This is a genomic window from Kitasatospora sp. NPDC051984, assembly GCF_044593455.1.
GTDB lineage: Bacteria > Actinomycetota > Actinomycetes > Streptomycetales > Streptomycetaceae > Kitasatospora.
Map to the genome: position 1 here is coordinate 192,207 of NZ_JBIUCB010000013.1, position 13,838 is coordinate 206,044.

General features: G+C 71.4%; 14 protein-coding genes. 10 read left to right on the forward strand and 4 right to left on the reverse strand.

The window, feature by feature from the left end; genetic code table 11:
- The first annotated feature begins 328 nt into the window (after positions 1–328).
- Positions 329–1,141: a hypothetical protein gene (locus ACIHEI_RS24675; RefSeq protein WP_396608101.1), complete on the forward strand. Its 813-nt coding sequence runs from the start codon at positions 329–331 to the stop codon at positions 1,139–1,141.
- A gap of 7 nt (positions 1,142–1,148) precedes the next feature.
- Here the strand turns inward: ACIHEI_RS24675 and ACIHEI_RS24680 are convergent, their stop codons facing one another.
- The gene (locus ACIHEI_RS24680) at positions 1,149–2,450 is read right to left on the reverse strand and encodes a D-arabinono-1,4-lactone oxidase (protein ID WP_396608102.1); all 1,302 of its coding nucleotides are present in this window, start codon (positions 2,448–2,450) and stop codon (positions 1,149–1,151) included.
- 116 nt (positions 2,451–2,566) lie between these two features.
- Positions 2,567–3,820 carry an MFS transporter gene (locus tag ACIHEI_RS24685; RefSeq protein ID WP_396608103.1) on the reverse strand — a complete coding sequence of 418 codons (1,254 nt, stop codon included), beginning with the start codon at positions 3,818–3,820 and terminating at the stop codon, positions 2,567–2,569.
- A 173-nt stretch (positions 3,821–3,993) separates the two neighbouring features.
- On the opposite strand from ACIHEI_RS24685, the gene ACIHEI_RS24690 reads away from it, so the two are divergent.
- The gene (locus ACIHEI_RS24690; RefSeq protein WP_396608104.1) at positions 3,994–5,130 is read left to right on the forward strand and encodes a ferrochelatase; all 1,137 of its coding nucleotides are present in this window, start codon (positions 3,994–3,996) and stop codon (positions 5,128–5,130) included.
- A 5-nt stretch (positions 5,131–5,135) separates the two neighbouring features.
- Positions 5,136–5,936 (forward strand): inositol monophosphatase family protein, encoded by an 801-nt coding sequence (locus tag ACIHEI_RS24695; protein WP_396608110.1) that lies wholly within the window; start codon positions 5,136–5,138, stop codon positions 5,934–5,936.
- A gap of 73 nt (positions 5,937–6,009) precedes the next feature.
- On the opposite strand, the gene ACIHEI_RS24700 is transcribed toward ACIHEI_RS24695, so the two are convergent.
- Positions 6,010–6,195 carry a hypothetical protein gene (locus tag ACIHEI_RS24700; protein WP_073817364.1) on the reverse strand — a complete coding sequence of 62 codons (186 nt, stop codon included), beginning with the start codon at positions 6,193–6,195 and terminating at the stop codon, positions 6,010–6,012.
- A 466-nt stretch (positions 6,196–6,661) separates the two neighbouring features.
- On the opposite strand from ACIHEI_RS24700, the gene ACIHEI_RS24705 reads away from it, so the two are divergent.
- The 4 genes from ACIHEI_RS24705 to ACIHEI_RS24720 all read left to right on the forward strand — a co-directional run bounded on the left by ACIHEI_RS24705 (position 6,662) and on the right by ACIHEI_RS24720 (position 10,738).
- On the forward strand, positions 6,662–7,315 hold the full coding sequence (locus tag ACIHEI_RS24705) for a response regulator transcription factor (protein WP_030458051.1): 654 nt from the start codon (positions 6,662–6,664) through the stop codon (positions 7,313–7,315).
- 46 nt (positions 7,316–7,361) lie between these two features.
- Complete coding sequence (locus ACIHEI_RS24710; RefSeq protein WP_392956752.1) at positions 7,362–8,666, forward strand: sensor histidine kinase; 1,305 nt, start codon at positions 7,362–7,364, stop codon at positions 8,664–8,666.
- A 202-nt stretch (positions 8,667–8,868) separates the two neighbouring features.
- Complete coding sequence (locus ACIHEI_RS24715) at positions 8,869–9,846, forward strand: acyl-ACP desaturase (RefSeq protein ID WP_387648919.1); 978 nt, start codon at positions 8,869–8,871, stop codon at positions 9,844–9,846.
- Positions 9,847–10,438: 592 nt separating this feature from the next.
- Positions 10,439–10,738, forward strand: coding sequence for a DUF4193 domain-containing protein (locus ACIHEI_RS24720; protein ID WP_043909894.1), 300 nt, complete (start codon positions 10,439–10,441; stop codon positions 10,736–10,738).
- A gap of 244 nt (positions 10,739–10,982) precedes the next feature.
- On the opposite strand, the gene ACIHEI_RS24725 is transcribed toward ACIHEI_RS24720, so the two are convergent.
- Positions 10,983–11,432: a DUF3093 domain-containing protein gene (locus tag ACIHEI_RS24725; protein WP_387648922.1), complete on the reverse strand. Its 450-nt coding sequence runs from the start codon at positions 11,430–11,432 to the stop codon at positions 10,983–10,985.
- A gap of 94 nt (positions 11,433–11,526) precedes the next feature.
- On the opposite strand from ACIHEI_RS24725, the gene ACIHEI_RS24730 reads away from it, so the two are divergent.
- The 3 genes from ACIHEI_RS24730 (at position 11,527) to ACIHEI_RS24740 (ending at position 13,520) form a co-directional block, all read left to right on the forward strand.
- On the forward strand, positions 11,527–12,108 hold the full coding sequence (locus ACIHEI_RS24730; protein ID WP_387648924.1) for a PaaI family thioesterase: 582 nt from the start codon (positions 11,527–11,529) through the stop codon (positions 12,106–12,108).
- On the forward strand, positions 12,105–12,572 hold the full coding sequence (dut, locus tag ACIHEI_RS24735) for a dUTP diphosphatase (RefSeq protein WP_073817349.1): 468 nt from the start codon (positions 12,105–12,107) through the stop codon (positions 12,570–12,572). Before ACIHEI_RS24730 ends, dut begins: the two co-directional genes overlap by 4 nt.
- Positions 12,573–12,725: 153 nt before the next feature.
- Positions 12,726–13,520, forward strand: coding sequence for a DUF3710 domain-containing protein (locus tag ACIHEI_RS24740; protein ID WP_387866718.1), 795 nt, complete (start codon positions 12,726–12,728; stop codon positions 13,518–13,520).
- The last annotated feature ends 318 nt before the right edge of the window (positions 13,521–13,838 follow it).

The following is a 13,838-nucleotide window of genomic DNA, read 5'->3' on the forward strand; positions in this document are numbered from 1 at the left end:
GTTGCCTGTTTGCCACGTCGACGGTCGACATCGCACCCGGGCGCCCGGGTTGTCGTCTGACGGTGTGTCGACAGGCGGGACCGAAGGCTCAGGCTCCACGAACAGTACTCCATTCGTGGCATCCACAGGGGCGGCTCGCCGCTCAAGTCTCCCGCGAATCATCGGAATCTCAAGAGTGGGCACGCCAATGGACGGCCAGTGATCAACGGACGGTGATCATCTTCACATATATCGACCGGGAGGAACCGGATTTTCGACCCTTGTGTCCTTCTTTGGGCAAGATGGAGAGACTTGTTCGAAATTCCGACACGCCGACCGAGGGACCTGGATGCCGCAGCAGAGGGAGCAGTTCGCGCACGGAGCGGACCGGGCCGACCCGAAGCCCGAGCGCAAGCGGCTTGACCTGACGGTCACCCAGGTCGCGGCGAGCGCGCTGGCGACGGTGGTCGGCGCGGTACTCGCCTCGGAACTCGGAGTGTACGGAACGATACTCGGTGCTGCCGTCGTCTCGGTGGGGGCGACCACCGGAAGCGCGGTCTTCCAGCACTTGTTCAAGCGCACCGCGGAACGGCTGCGAAACCGCGGCGCCGAATCCGGGCCCGGCGCGGATCCCCGGCCGGCTCCGGCGGGCGGAATCAGCGGGGACTGGAACGAGCCGCAGCTGGTGCGGGCGAAACGGCGCTGGACCTGGAAGTCCTACACGGCGGTATCCGCACTGGTGTTCGTCATTGCGATGGTGCCGATCGTGTCGGTGGAACTCGCCACCGGAAAGCCGCTGCATGACATCACCACCGGCAAGGACGGCAGCGGCACGTCGTTCAACCCGTCGCGCCCGACCGGCGGCAACGGAAATAGCGACAAGACCGGCACGGACGGTGACGGCGGCCGGGGCAAGGAAGGATGGCAGCAGCCCGCCCCGACCCAGCCGCCGAGCCGCGAGCCGTCCTGGCCCGGGCCGAGCGACCTGCCCTCGTCGGGGACTTCGGGCTCGCCCGCGCCCAGCACCTCGCCCCGGCCGTCCACCAAGCCGGAGCCCTCCGCCTCGCCGAGCGCGGGCAGCTCCCCGGCGGCCACCGGGGAGGCCTCGCCCGGCCCCGCCGCCGGGCATGACACCGTGCCCGGCGCGGGGAAGACCGGCTGACGGGCGGTCAGGCGCCGAGCACCCGGCGCAGGTAGTCGTTGGCGAACCGGCGCTCCGGGTCGACCTTGTCGCGCAGTGCGGTGAAGTCGCCGAAGTGCGGGTAGACGGACGACAGGTACTCGGCGTCCCGGGTGTGCAGCTTGCCCCAGTGCGGGCGTCCCTGATGGGCCGTCATCAGCTTCTCCACCTCGCTGAAGTAGCCCAGTTCGCGGGTGCCCCGGTACAGGTGGACGGCGATGTACACGCTGTCCCGGCCGTTCGCGGTGGACAGCCACAGGTCGTCCGCCGGGGCCACCCGGACTTCGACGGGGAAGCTGATCTTCCAGTCCGAGCGCTCCACCAGGGCCTTCAGTTCGCGCAGCACGGTGGTGGCCGACTCGCGCGGCACCGCGTACTCCATCTCGACGAAGCGGACCTTGCGGGGGCTGGTGTAGACCTTGTACGCCTGGTCCGTGAAGCGGCGCTCCGACCAGGCGCGGCTGGCGATCTGGGCGATGGTCGGGATCGAGCCGGGGAAGCTCCGGCCCACCCGGCAGACGCCCTCCCACACCGTGTTGGAGACGAAGTCGTCGTCCAGCCAGGCCTTGAGCTTCGGCAGCGGGGCGGCGGGGCCCTGGCTGCGGTTGTTGCGCTTGGTCGAGCAGCGGTCGGTGTGCGGGAACCAGTAGAACTCGAAGTGCTCGTTGACGGCGGTCAGTTCGTCGAAGCGGTCGAGCACCTCGTCGAAGCCCATCGGCTGCTCGTGCGCGCTGAGCAGGAACATCGGCTCGACCGCGAAGGTCAGTGCGCTGATCACGCCGAGCGCGCCGAGGCCGAGGCGGGCGCCCTGGAAGAGTTCGGGGTTCTCGGTGGCCGAGCAGGTCTGCACCGAGCCGTCGGCGAGGACGATCTCCACCGCCCGGATCTGCGCGGCCAGCGAGCCGGAGTCCCGGCCGGTGCCGTGGGTGCCGGTGCTGGTGGCGCCGGCCACCGTCTGCACCTCGATGTCGCCCATGTTGGTCAGCGACAGGTCGGCGGCCGCCAGCAGCCGGTTCAGCTTGTGCAGCGGCAGGCCCGACTCGACGGTGACGGTGCCGGCGGCGCGGTCGATCCCGCGCACCGCGGTCAGCCGGTCCGGGCGCACCATCACGGCGTCGCCGGCGGCGGCGATCGCGGTGAACGAGTGGCCCGAGCCGACCGCCTTCACCGGGCGGTCGGCCTCCGCGGCCGTCTTGATCACCGCGGCCAGTTCCTCGACCGAGCCCGGTGCCGTCACCTGCGCGGGCCGCGCGCTCTGGTTTCCCGCCCAGTTCCGCCAGACCTCGGTCATCTCCAGAGCCCTCCCGCTCGCGTGTCCCGCCTGCCGGTTCTACCGGTGGGTAGGGGGAGCGTAGTCACTGCCTCGGGCGCCGGTCCATGGTCCGAAGGACCCAACATGAGGGAGGCTCACATCGTGGACGCCACGGCCTCCGTGGCGGGCGCCTGCTCGGCCGCGGCCAGCTGGTGGCGCAGCCGGGGCATGCCGACGTACGCGGCGAGCGCGCCGAGGCCCGCAGCGGCGACCGGCACCCAGTAGCCGTCGGCCGCGCCGCTCGCGTCCACCACCAGGCCCGCCGCCGAGGAGCCGAACGCCACGCCCAGCGCCATGCCGGTGGTGGTCCAGGTCATGCCCTCGGTCAGCTGGGCGGCCGGGACCAGGCGCTCGACCAGCGCCATCGCGGTGATCAGGGTCGGCGAGATGGCCAGACCGGACAGGAACAGCGCGGTGCCGACGCCCACCAGCGCGGCGGTGCCGTGCATCAGCTGGGCGGCGAGGATCAGCGGCACCATGCCGACGGCCATCACCGTCACCCCGATCAGGAAGCGGCGGGCCATCGAGCCGGACAGCTTCAGGGTGCCGAACACCGCGCCCGCCAGGCAGGAACCGAGCGCGTAGACGGCGAGCACCGGGCCGGAGGCGCCGGTGTGCTGCTGGGCCTTGGCGAACGCGACGGTGACCACCTCGACCGAGCCGAACACGCCGCCGGTGGCGACCAGCGTCATCACCAGGATCTGCAGGCCCCGGTTGGCGATCACCGCGGGACCGGCGTGGTGGGTGGCCGGATGCACCGGCGGCTCGGTGCGCCGCTGACCGGTGAACAGCAGGACGCCGACCACCAGGAAGACCGCCGCCAGCAGCACGCCGGACTCGGGGAACAGCGTGGTGGCCAGCGAGACCGCGAGGATCGGGCCGACGATGAAGCAGATCTCGTCCGCGACCGCCTCGAAGGAGTACGCCGTGTGCAGCTTCGGCGGCTCGTTCCGGTACAGCTGGGCCCAGCGGGCGCGCACCATCGAACCGGTGCTGGGCATCACGCCCATGCCCGCCGCGAACACGAACAGCGTCCAGTCCGGCAGGCCGGTCCGGGCACCGATCAGCAGGCCGGCCGCGGCCAGCACGGTGACCAGGGTGGCGGGCCGCGCGATCCGGCGCTGGCCGTGCCGGTCGACCATCCGGGAGATCCACGGGCCGAGGATCGCCGCCGAGATCGCGAGGGTGGCGGACAGCGCGCTGCCGAGCCAGAAGGTGCCCTTCATCTCGGCGAGCATGGTGACGGTGCCGATCCCGGTCATCGAGATCGGCAGGCGGGCGATCAGCCCGGAGGAGGAGAAGGCCAGACTGCCGGGGGCGGCGAATATCTGGCGGTAGCTGGACAGCACGGGGTGGCTCCGTCGGACGGGGTGCGGCGCGGGGGCGTGGATAGGGGTAAGGCACAACTATCGCCCACACAGCTTACGAACCGTGATCCATCGTCCGCACCCGGGATAATCCGGACACCCGCCATCGGAAGGCACGCACCGGCCGCACCGCCGCGGGTGGCAGGATCGGAGCCATGCCCGACACGCGCACCCCCACCGACCCCGCGCCGTACGACGCGCTGCTGCTGCTGTCCTTCGGCGGGCCGGAGGGCCCCGAGGACGTGGTGCCCTTCCTGGAGAACGTCACCCGCGGACGCGGCATCCCCAAGGAGCGGCTGACCGAGGTCGGCAAGCACTACTTCCTGTTCGGCGGCGTCAGCCCGATCAACGGCCAGAACCGCGACCTGCTGGCCGCACTCCGCAAGGACTTCGCCGACCACGGCCTCGACCTGCCCGTCTACTGGGGCAACCGGAACTGGGCCCCGTACCTGGTGGACACCCTGCGGGAGATCGCCGACGCCGGGCACCAGCGGGTGCTGGTGCTCGCCACCAGCGCCTACGCGGGCTTCTCGGGCTGCCGGCAGTACCGGGAGAACCTGGCCGACGCACTCGTCCAACTGGCCGCCGAGGGCCGGCCCGAGCTGACCGTCGACAAGCTCCGGCACTTCTACAACCACCCCGGCTTCGTCCGGCCGATGATCGACGCCACCCTCGCCGCACTCGCCGAACTCCCGGACGGCGCACGGGAGAACGCCCGGCTGGCGTTCACCACGCACTCCATCCCGACCGCCATGGCGGAGACCTCCGGCGCCCCCGACGACCCGGCCCGCGGCACCCCGGGCGGCGCCTACGTCGCCCAGCACCTGGACGTCGCCCGGCTGATCGCCGACGCGGTCGCCGAGCACACCGGCGTCACCGACCGGCCCTGGCAGCTGGTCTACCAGAGCCGCAGCGGCGCCCCGCACATCCCGTGGCTGGAGCCGGACATCTGCGACCACCTGGCGGCCCAGCACGCCGACGGCGCCGCCGCCGTGGTGATGGTGCCGATCGGCTTCGTCTCCGACCACATGGAGGTCAAGTACGACCTGGACACCGAGGCGGTGGCGAAGGCCGCCGAACTCGGCCTGCCGGTCGCCCGCGCCGCCACCGTCGGCGCCGACCCGCGGTTCGCCGCCGCCGTGCGCGAACTCGTCCTGGAACGGGCCGCCGCGCAGCGCGGCGAACCGGTCACCCGCTGCGCCCTGGGCACCCTCGGCCCCAGCCACGACGTGTGCGCCACCGCCTGCTGCCCCAACCCGCGCGCCCCCCGCCCCGCCGCCGCCGAAGCCTGAAGGAACTGATCGTGGAACTGCTGGACGACCTGCTCGCCACCGCCGTCGACGCCGCCACCCGGGCCGGGGAACTGCTCCGCGACGGCCGGCCCGAGGACCTCGGGGTGGCCGCCACCAAGAGCAGCCCGGTGGACGTGGTGACCGAGATGGACCTGGCCTCCGAGAAGCTGGTGCTGGAACTGATCTCGTCCCGCCGCCCCGACGACGGCTACCTCGGCGAGGAGGGCGCCGACCGCCCCGGCACCAGCGGCGTGCGCTGGGTGGTCGACCCGCTCGACGGCACCGTGAACTACCTCTACGGGCTGCCGTCCTGGGCCGTCAGCGTGGCCGCCGAACTGGACGGCGAAGCGGTGGTCGGCGTGGTGTACGTGCCCGCCCGCGGCGAGCTGTTCCAGGCGGTGCGCGGCCGCGGCGCCGAGCTGAACGGTCGGCGGCTCACCGTCCGCCCGGCCCCGGCCTGGGGCCAGGCGCTGGTCGCGACCGGCTTCGGCTACCTGCGCGAGCGCCGGGTGCACCAGGCCGAGGTGCTGCACGCGCTGATGGGCGAGGTCCGCGACATCCGCCGGGCCGGCGCGGCCGCAGTCGACCTGTGCGACCTCGCCGCCGGCCGCTTCGACGGCTACTTCGAGCGCGGCCTGGCCCCCTGGGACCGGGCGGCCGGCGTCCTGATCGCCCAGGAGGCCGGCGCACTCACCGGCTCCCGCCCCGGCCTGCCCGCCGACGGCGAACTCACCGTCGCCGCCCCGCCCGGCGTGTTCGAGCCGCTGCAGGCCCGGCTGGAGGAACTCGGCGCCTGGCACGACTGATCTTCGGCAGGCAGCGAAAAGCCCTGGCGCGGGGAGACCGTGCCAGGGCTCGCTGGTGCGTTGAGGGAGGGGTTCAGGCCGCGGAGCGGTGCGTTCCGAGCATCGGGTCGACGCCGTGTTCGGCGGCGAGACGCTGGAGGTCTTCCAGCTCGGACTGCTCGACCTCGGCCAGGAACTCGTCCCCGGACTCGATCGCGCGGTGCAGATCCTGCTCGGCGTTCTTGATCCGCTGAAGGATTCCGGCGGTGAAGGCGTCCATACGGGCCCCCTTTTCCTGTGTCGGACGGGCACGGTCCCGAGGCACCCCCCGGCACGGAATCGGATGAACCCCGGACAGGCACCACGACCGGTGCAGGATCCGGTCGGGCGCTCGCGCGACAATTGAGTCGCGACCCGGTGGCTCTCGATCCACGGCCGGTGCGGATGGGGCACTCGGCGGGTGGTGGCCGTGAAAAGCCGCCAAGGGACGGCATCACGGTGTGCACGTGTCCTCCCCACCCGGGGCCCCGGGAAACCTCAACTCAGGGGAAAGTTGCCCGAGTCACAGTCCAACCGGCATCCGAAGCCTCCGTTTTCGCCGTCGGCGCACCGGACTTACGACTGCTTTACCGCGCGACCAGGCAGGATGGAGACACCGTCGGATCCGTATGTCCGGATCCGCGCCCGGCGCATCACGGCCCGCACGGGCAGCACGGCCTGGGCCGATCCGGGAGAAGGGAAACACCGTGCGGGTACTCGTCGTCGAGGACGAGCAGCTGCTCGCCGAGGCCGTCGCCACCGGTCTGCGCCGGGAGGCCATGGCGGTCGACGTCGTCTACGACGGGGAGGCCGCGCTCCAGCGGATCGCCGTCAACGACTACGACGTGGTGGTGCTCGACCGGGACCTCCCGCTGGTGCACGGCGACGACGTCTGCCGCCGGGTCGTCGAGCAGGGCCTGGCCACCCGGGTGATCATGCTGACCGCCTCCGGCGACATCAGCGACCGGGTCGAGGGCCTGGAGATCGGCGCCGACGACTACCTTCCGAAGCCGTTCGCGTTCAGCGAGCTGGTCGCCCGCGTCCGCGCCCTCGGCCGGCGCGCCACCGTCCCGCTGCCCCCCGTGCTGGAGCGCGCCGGGATCAGCCTGGACCCGGGCCGCCGCGAGGTGATCCGGGACGGCAAGCCCGTGCAGCTGGCTCCCAAGGAGTTCGCCGTGCTGGAGGTCCTGATGCGGGCCGGCGGCGCCGTGGTCTCCGCCGAGCAGCTGCTCGAGAAGGCCTGGGACGAGCACACCGACCCGTTCACCAACGTGGTCCGGGTCACCGTGATGACCCTGCGCCGCAAGCTCGGCGACCCGCCGGTGATCGTCACCGTCCCGGGCTCCGGCTACCGCGTCTGACGCGCCCCGCCGCAACCCCCACCGCCGTCTGAGAGGACTTACGGCCATGACCACCCCGCCACCCGCCGGCGGGGCCCCCGGCGTGCCCACTCCGGGCCCGGGCCAGGTGCCCCCGCGACCGAACCACCCCCCGCGCCCGCCCGGCCCACGCCGCGACGACGACGCCTACCGCCCCGGCGACGGCCTGTTCGCCTGGCTGTCGCTGCGGCCCACCATCCGCATCCGGCTCACCCTGCTGTACGGCGGGATGTTCCTGATGGCCGGCGTGGTGCTGCTGCTGCTGATGTACTACTTCGTCCGCTCGGCCTTCCAGACCGACCTGGTGCCGCACTTCACCCTCGGCCAGGGCGTCACACTGCGGGCCTACGACGGTGCCACCCTGACCAACCAGGGCGAGCTCGACCGGTGGCTGGCGCACTTCCAGGACACCCGGAGCAACGAGGCGCTCTCCACGCTGCTGCGCAAGGCGCTCACCGCCCTGGTCTGCCTGGCCGTGATCGCCTTCGCGGTCGGCTACACGGTGGCCGGCCGGGTACTGCACCCGCTCGGCCGGATCACCCGCACCGCCCGCGAGGTGGCCGGCTCCGACCTGCACCGCCGGATCAACCTGGACGGCCCGGACGACGAGCTCAAGGAACTCGCCGACACCTTCGACGAGATGCTGGAGCGCCTCGACCGCGCCTTCGACTCCCAGCACCGGTTCGTCGCCAACGCCTCGCACGAGCTGCGCACCCCGCTGGCGATCAACCGCACCCTGCTGGAGGTGCAGCTCTCCGACCCCAACACCTCGCCCGACCTGCAACAGCTCGGCAAGACCCTGCTGGCCACCAACGAGCGCAGCGAACAGCTGGTGGAGGGCCTGCTGCTGCTGGCCCGCAGCGAGAACGAGCTGACCGAGCGGCGCCCGGTCGACCTCGCCGAGGTCGCCCAGCGCGCGCTGGAACAGATCCGCCCGGAGGCCGGCAACCGCGAGGTCGAGCTGCGCCCCGAACTGGCCGAGGCGCCCGCCCACGGCAACGGCGTGCTGCTGGAGCGGATCGCACTCAACCTGCTGCAGAACGCCGTCCGCTACAACAGCCCCGGCGGCTGGGTGGAGATCACCACCGCCACGGTCCGCGGCGGGGGCGGCGAGCTGGTGGTGAGCAACACCGGTCCGGTGGTCCCCGGCTACGAGCTGGACCACATCTTCGAGCCGTTCCGGCGGCTGAAGAACACCGACCGCACCCGCAGCGACAAGGGCGTCGGTCTCGGCCTGTCGATCGTCCGCTCGGTGGTGCGCGCCCACGGAGGCACCCTGGAGGCCACTGCCCGCCCCGGAGGAGGCCTGCGCATCCAGGTCCGCATCCCTTAGTCGCCGGGACACCCTGCGGGCCGCCTGCGCCCGTACACGGCGTTTTCCGGTGCCGGGACGCCCTCAGCCGCCCCTGCCCAGCCTTTGTCGGAACGACATAAGCGCTGGACAGGGGCGGCTTGTCATTTGCGGCCGGAAGAACTTACGGTGTCGTAACCTACGCAGCCGTAGGTCCGCCCGCACTTCCGCAGGAGCAACCGCCGTGACCATCGCCCCCGTGCAGCGCATCGCAACGACCGCCTGGACCGACGCCAGGCTGATCCTCGCGCTCGAAGAGGTCGTGGAGACCGAGCTCAACCGCCACCTCAAGGTGGCCAAGGAGTGGATGCCGCACGAGTACGTGCCGTGGAGCCAGGGGCGGGACTTCGACGGCGTGCTCGGCGGCGAGGCCTGGTCCCTCGACCAGTCCAAGGTCACCCCGCTGGGCCGGATCTCGCTGGTGGTCAACCTGCTGACCGAGGACAACCTCCCCAGCTACCACCACGAGATCGCCACCATGTTCGGCCGCGAGGGCGCCTGGGGCACCTGGGTGCACCGCTGGACCGCCGAGGAGGGCCGGCACGGCATAGCGATCCGCGACTACCTGCTGGCCACCCGCGCCGTCGACCCGGTCGAGCTGGAGCGGGCCCGGATGGCGCACATGGCGAACGGCTTCGAGTCCGACAACGCGCACAGCATGCTGCAGTCCGTCGCCTACGTCGCCTTCCAGGAACTGGCCACCCGGATCGCCCACCGCAACACCGGCCACCACTCCGGCGACCCGCTCTGCGACCAGCTGCTGGCCAAGATCGCCAACGACGAGAACCTGCACATGGTCTTCTACCGGAACCTGCTCAAGGCCGCCCTGGAGCTCGCCCCCGACCAGGCCATGCGCGCCGTCGCCGACGTGGTGATCAACTTCCGGATGCCCGGCCACGGCATGCCCGGCTTCGAGCGCTCCGCCGCCCAGATCGCCATCGGCGGCATCTACAACCTGCGGATCCACCACGACGACGTGCTGCAGCCCGTGCTGCGCCACCTGAAGGTCATGGAGATCACCGGCCTCGGCCCGGCCGGCCGGCAGGCCCAGGAGGAGCTCGGCGCCTTCCTGGAGGGCCTGGACGCCCAGGCCACCCGCTTCGACGAGCGCCAGGCCGCGCTGCTCGCCCGCCGCGCCGCCGCGGCCGCCGCCCGCGCCTGAGCGCGGCCGCCGCCCGCGCCTGAGCGCGGTCGCCACGCGCAGTCGGGCGTGGCCGGCCACCCGCAGCGGAGTGTGGTCGCCCGGGAGCGGAACGTCTCCGTTCGATTCCGGTCGGTATGCGGACAATCCGACCGCACAAAGGTGAGCCGAAAGGCCCGTTTTTGCGGGAATCGCCCACACTCGCGCCAGATGTGACGAACATCACACTCGGCCGGGTGGCTCATTCGTGCCACCCGACCGGGCGATCACCCGTTCGGATGGAGTGGCTACGGTGGGTCACCGTGCCCGATAATCGCGGACAACTCGACCATTGGTCAAGAACCTTTCCTGACCGCCCAGTTGCCGCTCCGGGCGCCGATCGGCCGCCACGCACCGTCACGATCGCTGACTCGCACCCGTGGCCGGCTCACCCGCACGGGTGAGCGCTTTCGAACCCTGTTCGACCGTCCCGACGGGCCTCGGGCCGGGTGTCGATTGAGTAACAGGGCTTGAAGTAAGGCACAATCTCGCCCTCGGGTCGGGCACAAGACCGGCCCCCCAGGCGTTACGTGCGCTGGAGATACCGCACACACCCAAAGGGGGAGAGCGAAAAATGGCAACGGACTACGACACCCCACGCAAGACCGATGACGACCTCAACGAGGACAGCATCGAGGAACTGAAGGCCCGCCGGAACGAGAAGGCCTCCGGCTCCGTCGACGTCGACGAGTACGACGCCAACGAGGGCCTGGAGCTTCCCGGTGCCGACCTCTCCAACGAGGAGCTGTCGGTCCGCGTGCTGCCCCGGCAGGCCGATGAGTTCACCTGCATGAGCTGCTTCCTGGTGCACCACCGGAGCCAGCTCTACAGCGAGAAGAACGGCCAGCCGATCTGCCGGGACTGCGGCGCCTGAAAACGGAGCGGCACTGGCCCGGGCGGGCGAGACCCCTCCGCCGGCCCGGTACGCCGCCCCGTCCGGCCCTGAGCAGCGGGGCCGGAGGCAGAAGCAGCGACCGTCCCGAGCGGTCGCACCCGGCAGAACGCGAACCGCGCGCCTGCACCCGCAGAGCACGCAGACAGACCGAAAGGGACGGCCCCACGCTGGTGGGGCCGTCCCTTTCGGTCTGTCTGCGTTGTGGTTGTCCCCGGGCCGCCGGTCAGCGGCTGCGGCCGCCCGCCGCCTCGCCCAGCGCGTCCGCCAGCCGCTGCGGCGACCGGGTCGACAGGTACAGGTACGGGGTCGGGTCGGTCGGGTCCGTCACCGCGACCTTCAGCGCCGTCGGGACGTAGCTGCGCAGCAGCATGAACGCCCGCGGATCGGCCTTCACCGAGCGCCAGGCGACGGCCTCCTTCGGGTTCAGCACCTCGGCCTCGCCCAGGGCGCTCACCGGGATCCGGGCCTGCCCGGCCACCAGCGATCCCTGCACCACCCGGATCCGCGCCGAGCCGTAGCTGCTCAGGGCGGCCGCACCGGCGGCCACCCCCACGACCAGCCCGATCAGGGCGCCCAGTCCGTTGAACCGGAGCATGATCAGCCCGAACGAAAGCCCGAGCGCCACGGGCAGCAGCCACCAGGACCGCGGGACGGTGAGACGTTCCTCGTACATGCCTCCATTGTGGGCGCAGCACACGCCGTGCCCGGCGGCCGGGGCCCCTCGGCGTGCCTGTCCCGGAAACCTACTGACAGGTAGGGTCGCGAGCGTGAACGGACCCACCCCCACCACCCCGCCCGCGGACGCCGTCCTGCCGCCCCGCTCCCCGTACGCCCCCGCACCCGGCACCGTCATCGGATCCCACTACGACGGCTGCTTCGGCTGCGGCCCGCACCACCCGCACGGCCTCCAGCTCACCGCCGTCGCCGGCGAACAGCTCGACGTCACCGCGCAGTTCACCGTCAAGACGGCCCACCAGGGCGGCCCCGGCCTCGCCCACGGCGGCATCCTGGTCAGCGCCATGGACGAGACCCTCGGCACGCTCAACTGGCTGCTCGGCGCCCCCGCCGTCACCGGCCGGCTGGAGACCGACTTCGTCCGCCCCGTCCCCGTCGACTCCGTGCTGCACATCCACGCACGGGTGACAGGCGTCCACGGCCGCAAGGTCTACAGCGCCGCCGAAGGCCGCATCGGCGGCCCCGACGGGCCGGTCGCCATTCGCGCCCAGGCACTGTTCGTCCAGGTGAAGCTGGAACACTTCACCACGCACGGCCGACCCGAGGACGTGCAGAAGGTCCTGGACGACCCGGACCAGATCAAACGCGCCCGAGCCTTCGAGGTGAACCCGTGACCGACTCCGCCCGCCAGCCCGTCGACATCCTGATCCGCCGCCTCGACCCGGAGATCCCGCTCCCCGCCTACGAGCACCCCGGCGACGCCGGCGCCGACCTGCGCACCACCGAGGACGCCGAACTCCAGCCCGGCGAACGGGCGTTGCTCCCCACCGGCATCTCCATTGCGCTACCGGACGGCTACGCCGCGTTCGTTCACCCGCGCTCCGGTCTGGCAGCCCGCTGCGGAGTTGCACTGGTGAACGCCCCAGGGACGGTCGATGCCGGGTACCGTGGTGAGATCAAGGTGATCGTCGTGAACCTGGACCCTCGGGAGCCGGTCAACTTCAAGCGAGGCGACCGAATTGCCCAGCTGGTCATCCAGCAGGTCGAGAAGGCCCGCTTCCACGAAGTGGGTGAACTCCCGGGTTCGGTCCGGGCCGAAGGCGGGTTCGGCTCGACCGGCGGTCACGCTGCGGTCTAGCATGCGCCGCGGTCCCGGCCCAGCCGGGCAGCACGACGAGCGGTGGAAGAAGCGATGCAGTTGCAGCGATTTTCGGCCGGTCCGATGGGTAGCAGGTAGCAGATATTCGCGTTCGGTCTTGGATTCGGTCTTGGACCGGGAAGGACAGTGACCGTGTTCCGTCGTCGCAAGAGCGAGGACGCTGTCGAGCAGCTCGCCGAGGACGCCATCAGCGCCGACGAGACGGCCGATGACGTCGAGGGTTCCGTCGAGAACGAGAACGACACCGAACTCGACCCGGCCGACCGGGTCGGCCTCCCGCCGGCCCCGCGCCCGGACGGGCCGTGGGACGTCTCCGAGCTGGAGAAGCCCGAAGAGGGCCGCGTCGACCTGGGTGGCCTGCTGGTCCCCGGCGTCGAGGGCATGGAGCTCCGGGTAGAGGTGGCCGGTGACTCGATCGTCGCCGCCACCCTGGTGCTCGGCAACAGCGCCATTCAGCTGCAGGCCTTCGCCGCCCCCAAGTCGGAGGGCATCTGGGGCGAGGTCCGCGAGGAGATCGCCAACGGCATCACCAGCCAGGGCGGCGCCATCGAGGAAGAGGAGGGCTCGCTCGGCTGGCACCTCCGCGCCCAGGTCCCGGTGCAGCTTCCCGACGGCACCCAGGGTGTCCAGCTGGTCCGCTTCATCGGCTGTGACGGACCGCGCTGGTTCCTCCGCGGCGTGATCTCCGGCCAGGCCGCGGTCCAGCCCGAGATGGCCGGCATCCTCGAAGAGGTCTTCCGGCAGACCGTCGTGGTCCGCGGCGAAGCCCCCATGGCGCCCCGCGACCCGATCGTCCTCAAGCTCCCCGAGGACGCCCAGATGGTCGCCGACGGCGCCGCGGCCCCCACCGCCGAGGGCGAGTCCCCCTACGCGGGCGGCTCCATCGACCCGTTCTCGCGCGGCCCCGAGATCACCGAGGTCCGCTGACCTCCAGGACGTCCCGCGTCCCCTTCCGCCCCCGCACGGTCCGCGTGCGGGGGCGGATTTGCTTTGCGGACGCGGATCCCCGTACAGTTCCGGAGTCGCACCGAGAGGGGCGAACGAAAGCAAGTCGGATCGAATGAAACTCCGGAAAACGGAGCGGAAAACATCTGATAAGCTGAGAACACGAAAGAACGAAGCGCCCGGAGGGCCCGCAGGAATGCGGCTCGAAGGAAGTGTCCGTTCCTTGAGAACTCAACAGCGTGCCAAAAGTCAACGCCAGATATGTTGACATCCCCGGCCGGTCCTACTGGATCGGTTGGA

Excerpts from the sequence above, each read along its gene's own strand:
- ACIHEI_RS24725 (WP_387648922.1), bottom strand. The coding sequence starts at position 11,432 with ATGTACGAGGAACGTCTCACCGTCCCGCGGTCCTGGTGGCTGCTGCCC.
- ACIHEI_RS24710 (WP_392956752.1), top strand. The coding sequence starts at position 7,362 with ATGACCACCCCGCCACCCGCCGGCGGGGCCCCCGGCGTGCCCACTCCG.
- ACIHEI_RS24675 (WP_396608101.1), top strand. The coding sequence starts at position 329 with ATGCCGCAGCAGAGGGAGCAGTTCGCGCACGGAGCGGACCGGGCCGAC.
- ACIHEI_RS24700 (WP_073817364.1), bottom strand. The coding sequence starts at position 6,195 with ATGGACGCCTTCACCGCCGGAATCCTTCAGCGGATCAAGAACGCCGAG.
- ACIHEI_RS24680 (WP_396608102.1), bottom strand. The coding sequence starts at position 2,450 with ATGACCGAGGTCTGGCGGAACTGGGCGGGAAACCAGAGCGCGCGGCCC.
- ACIHEI_RS24690 (WP_396608104.1), top strand. The coding sequence starts at position 3,994 with ATGCCCGACACGCGCACCCCCACCGACCCCGCGCCGTACGACGCGCTG.
- ACIHEI_RS24720 (WP_043909894.1), top strand. The coding sequence starts at position 10,439 with ATGGCAACGGACTACGACACCCCACGCAAGACCGATGACGACCTCAAC.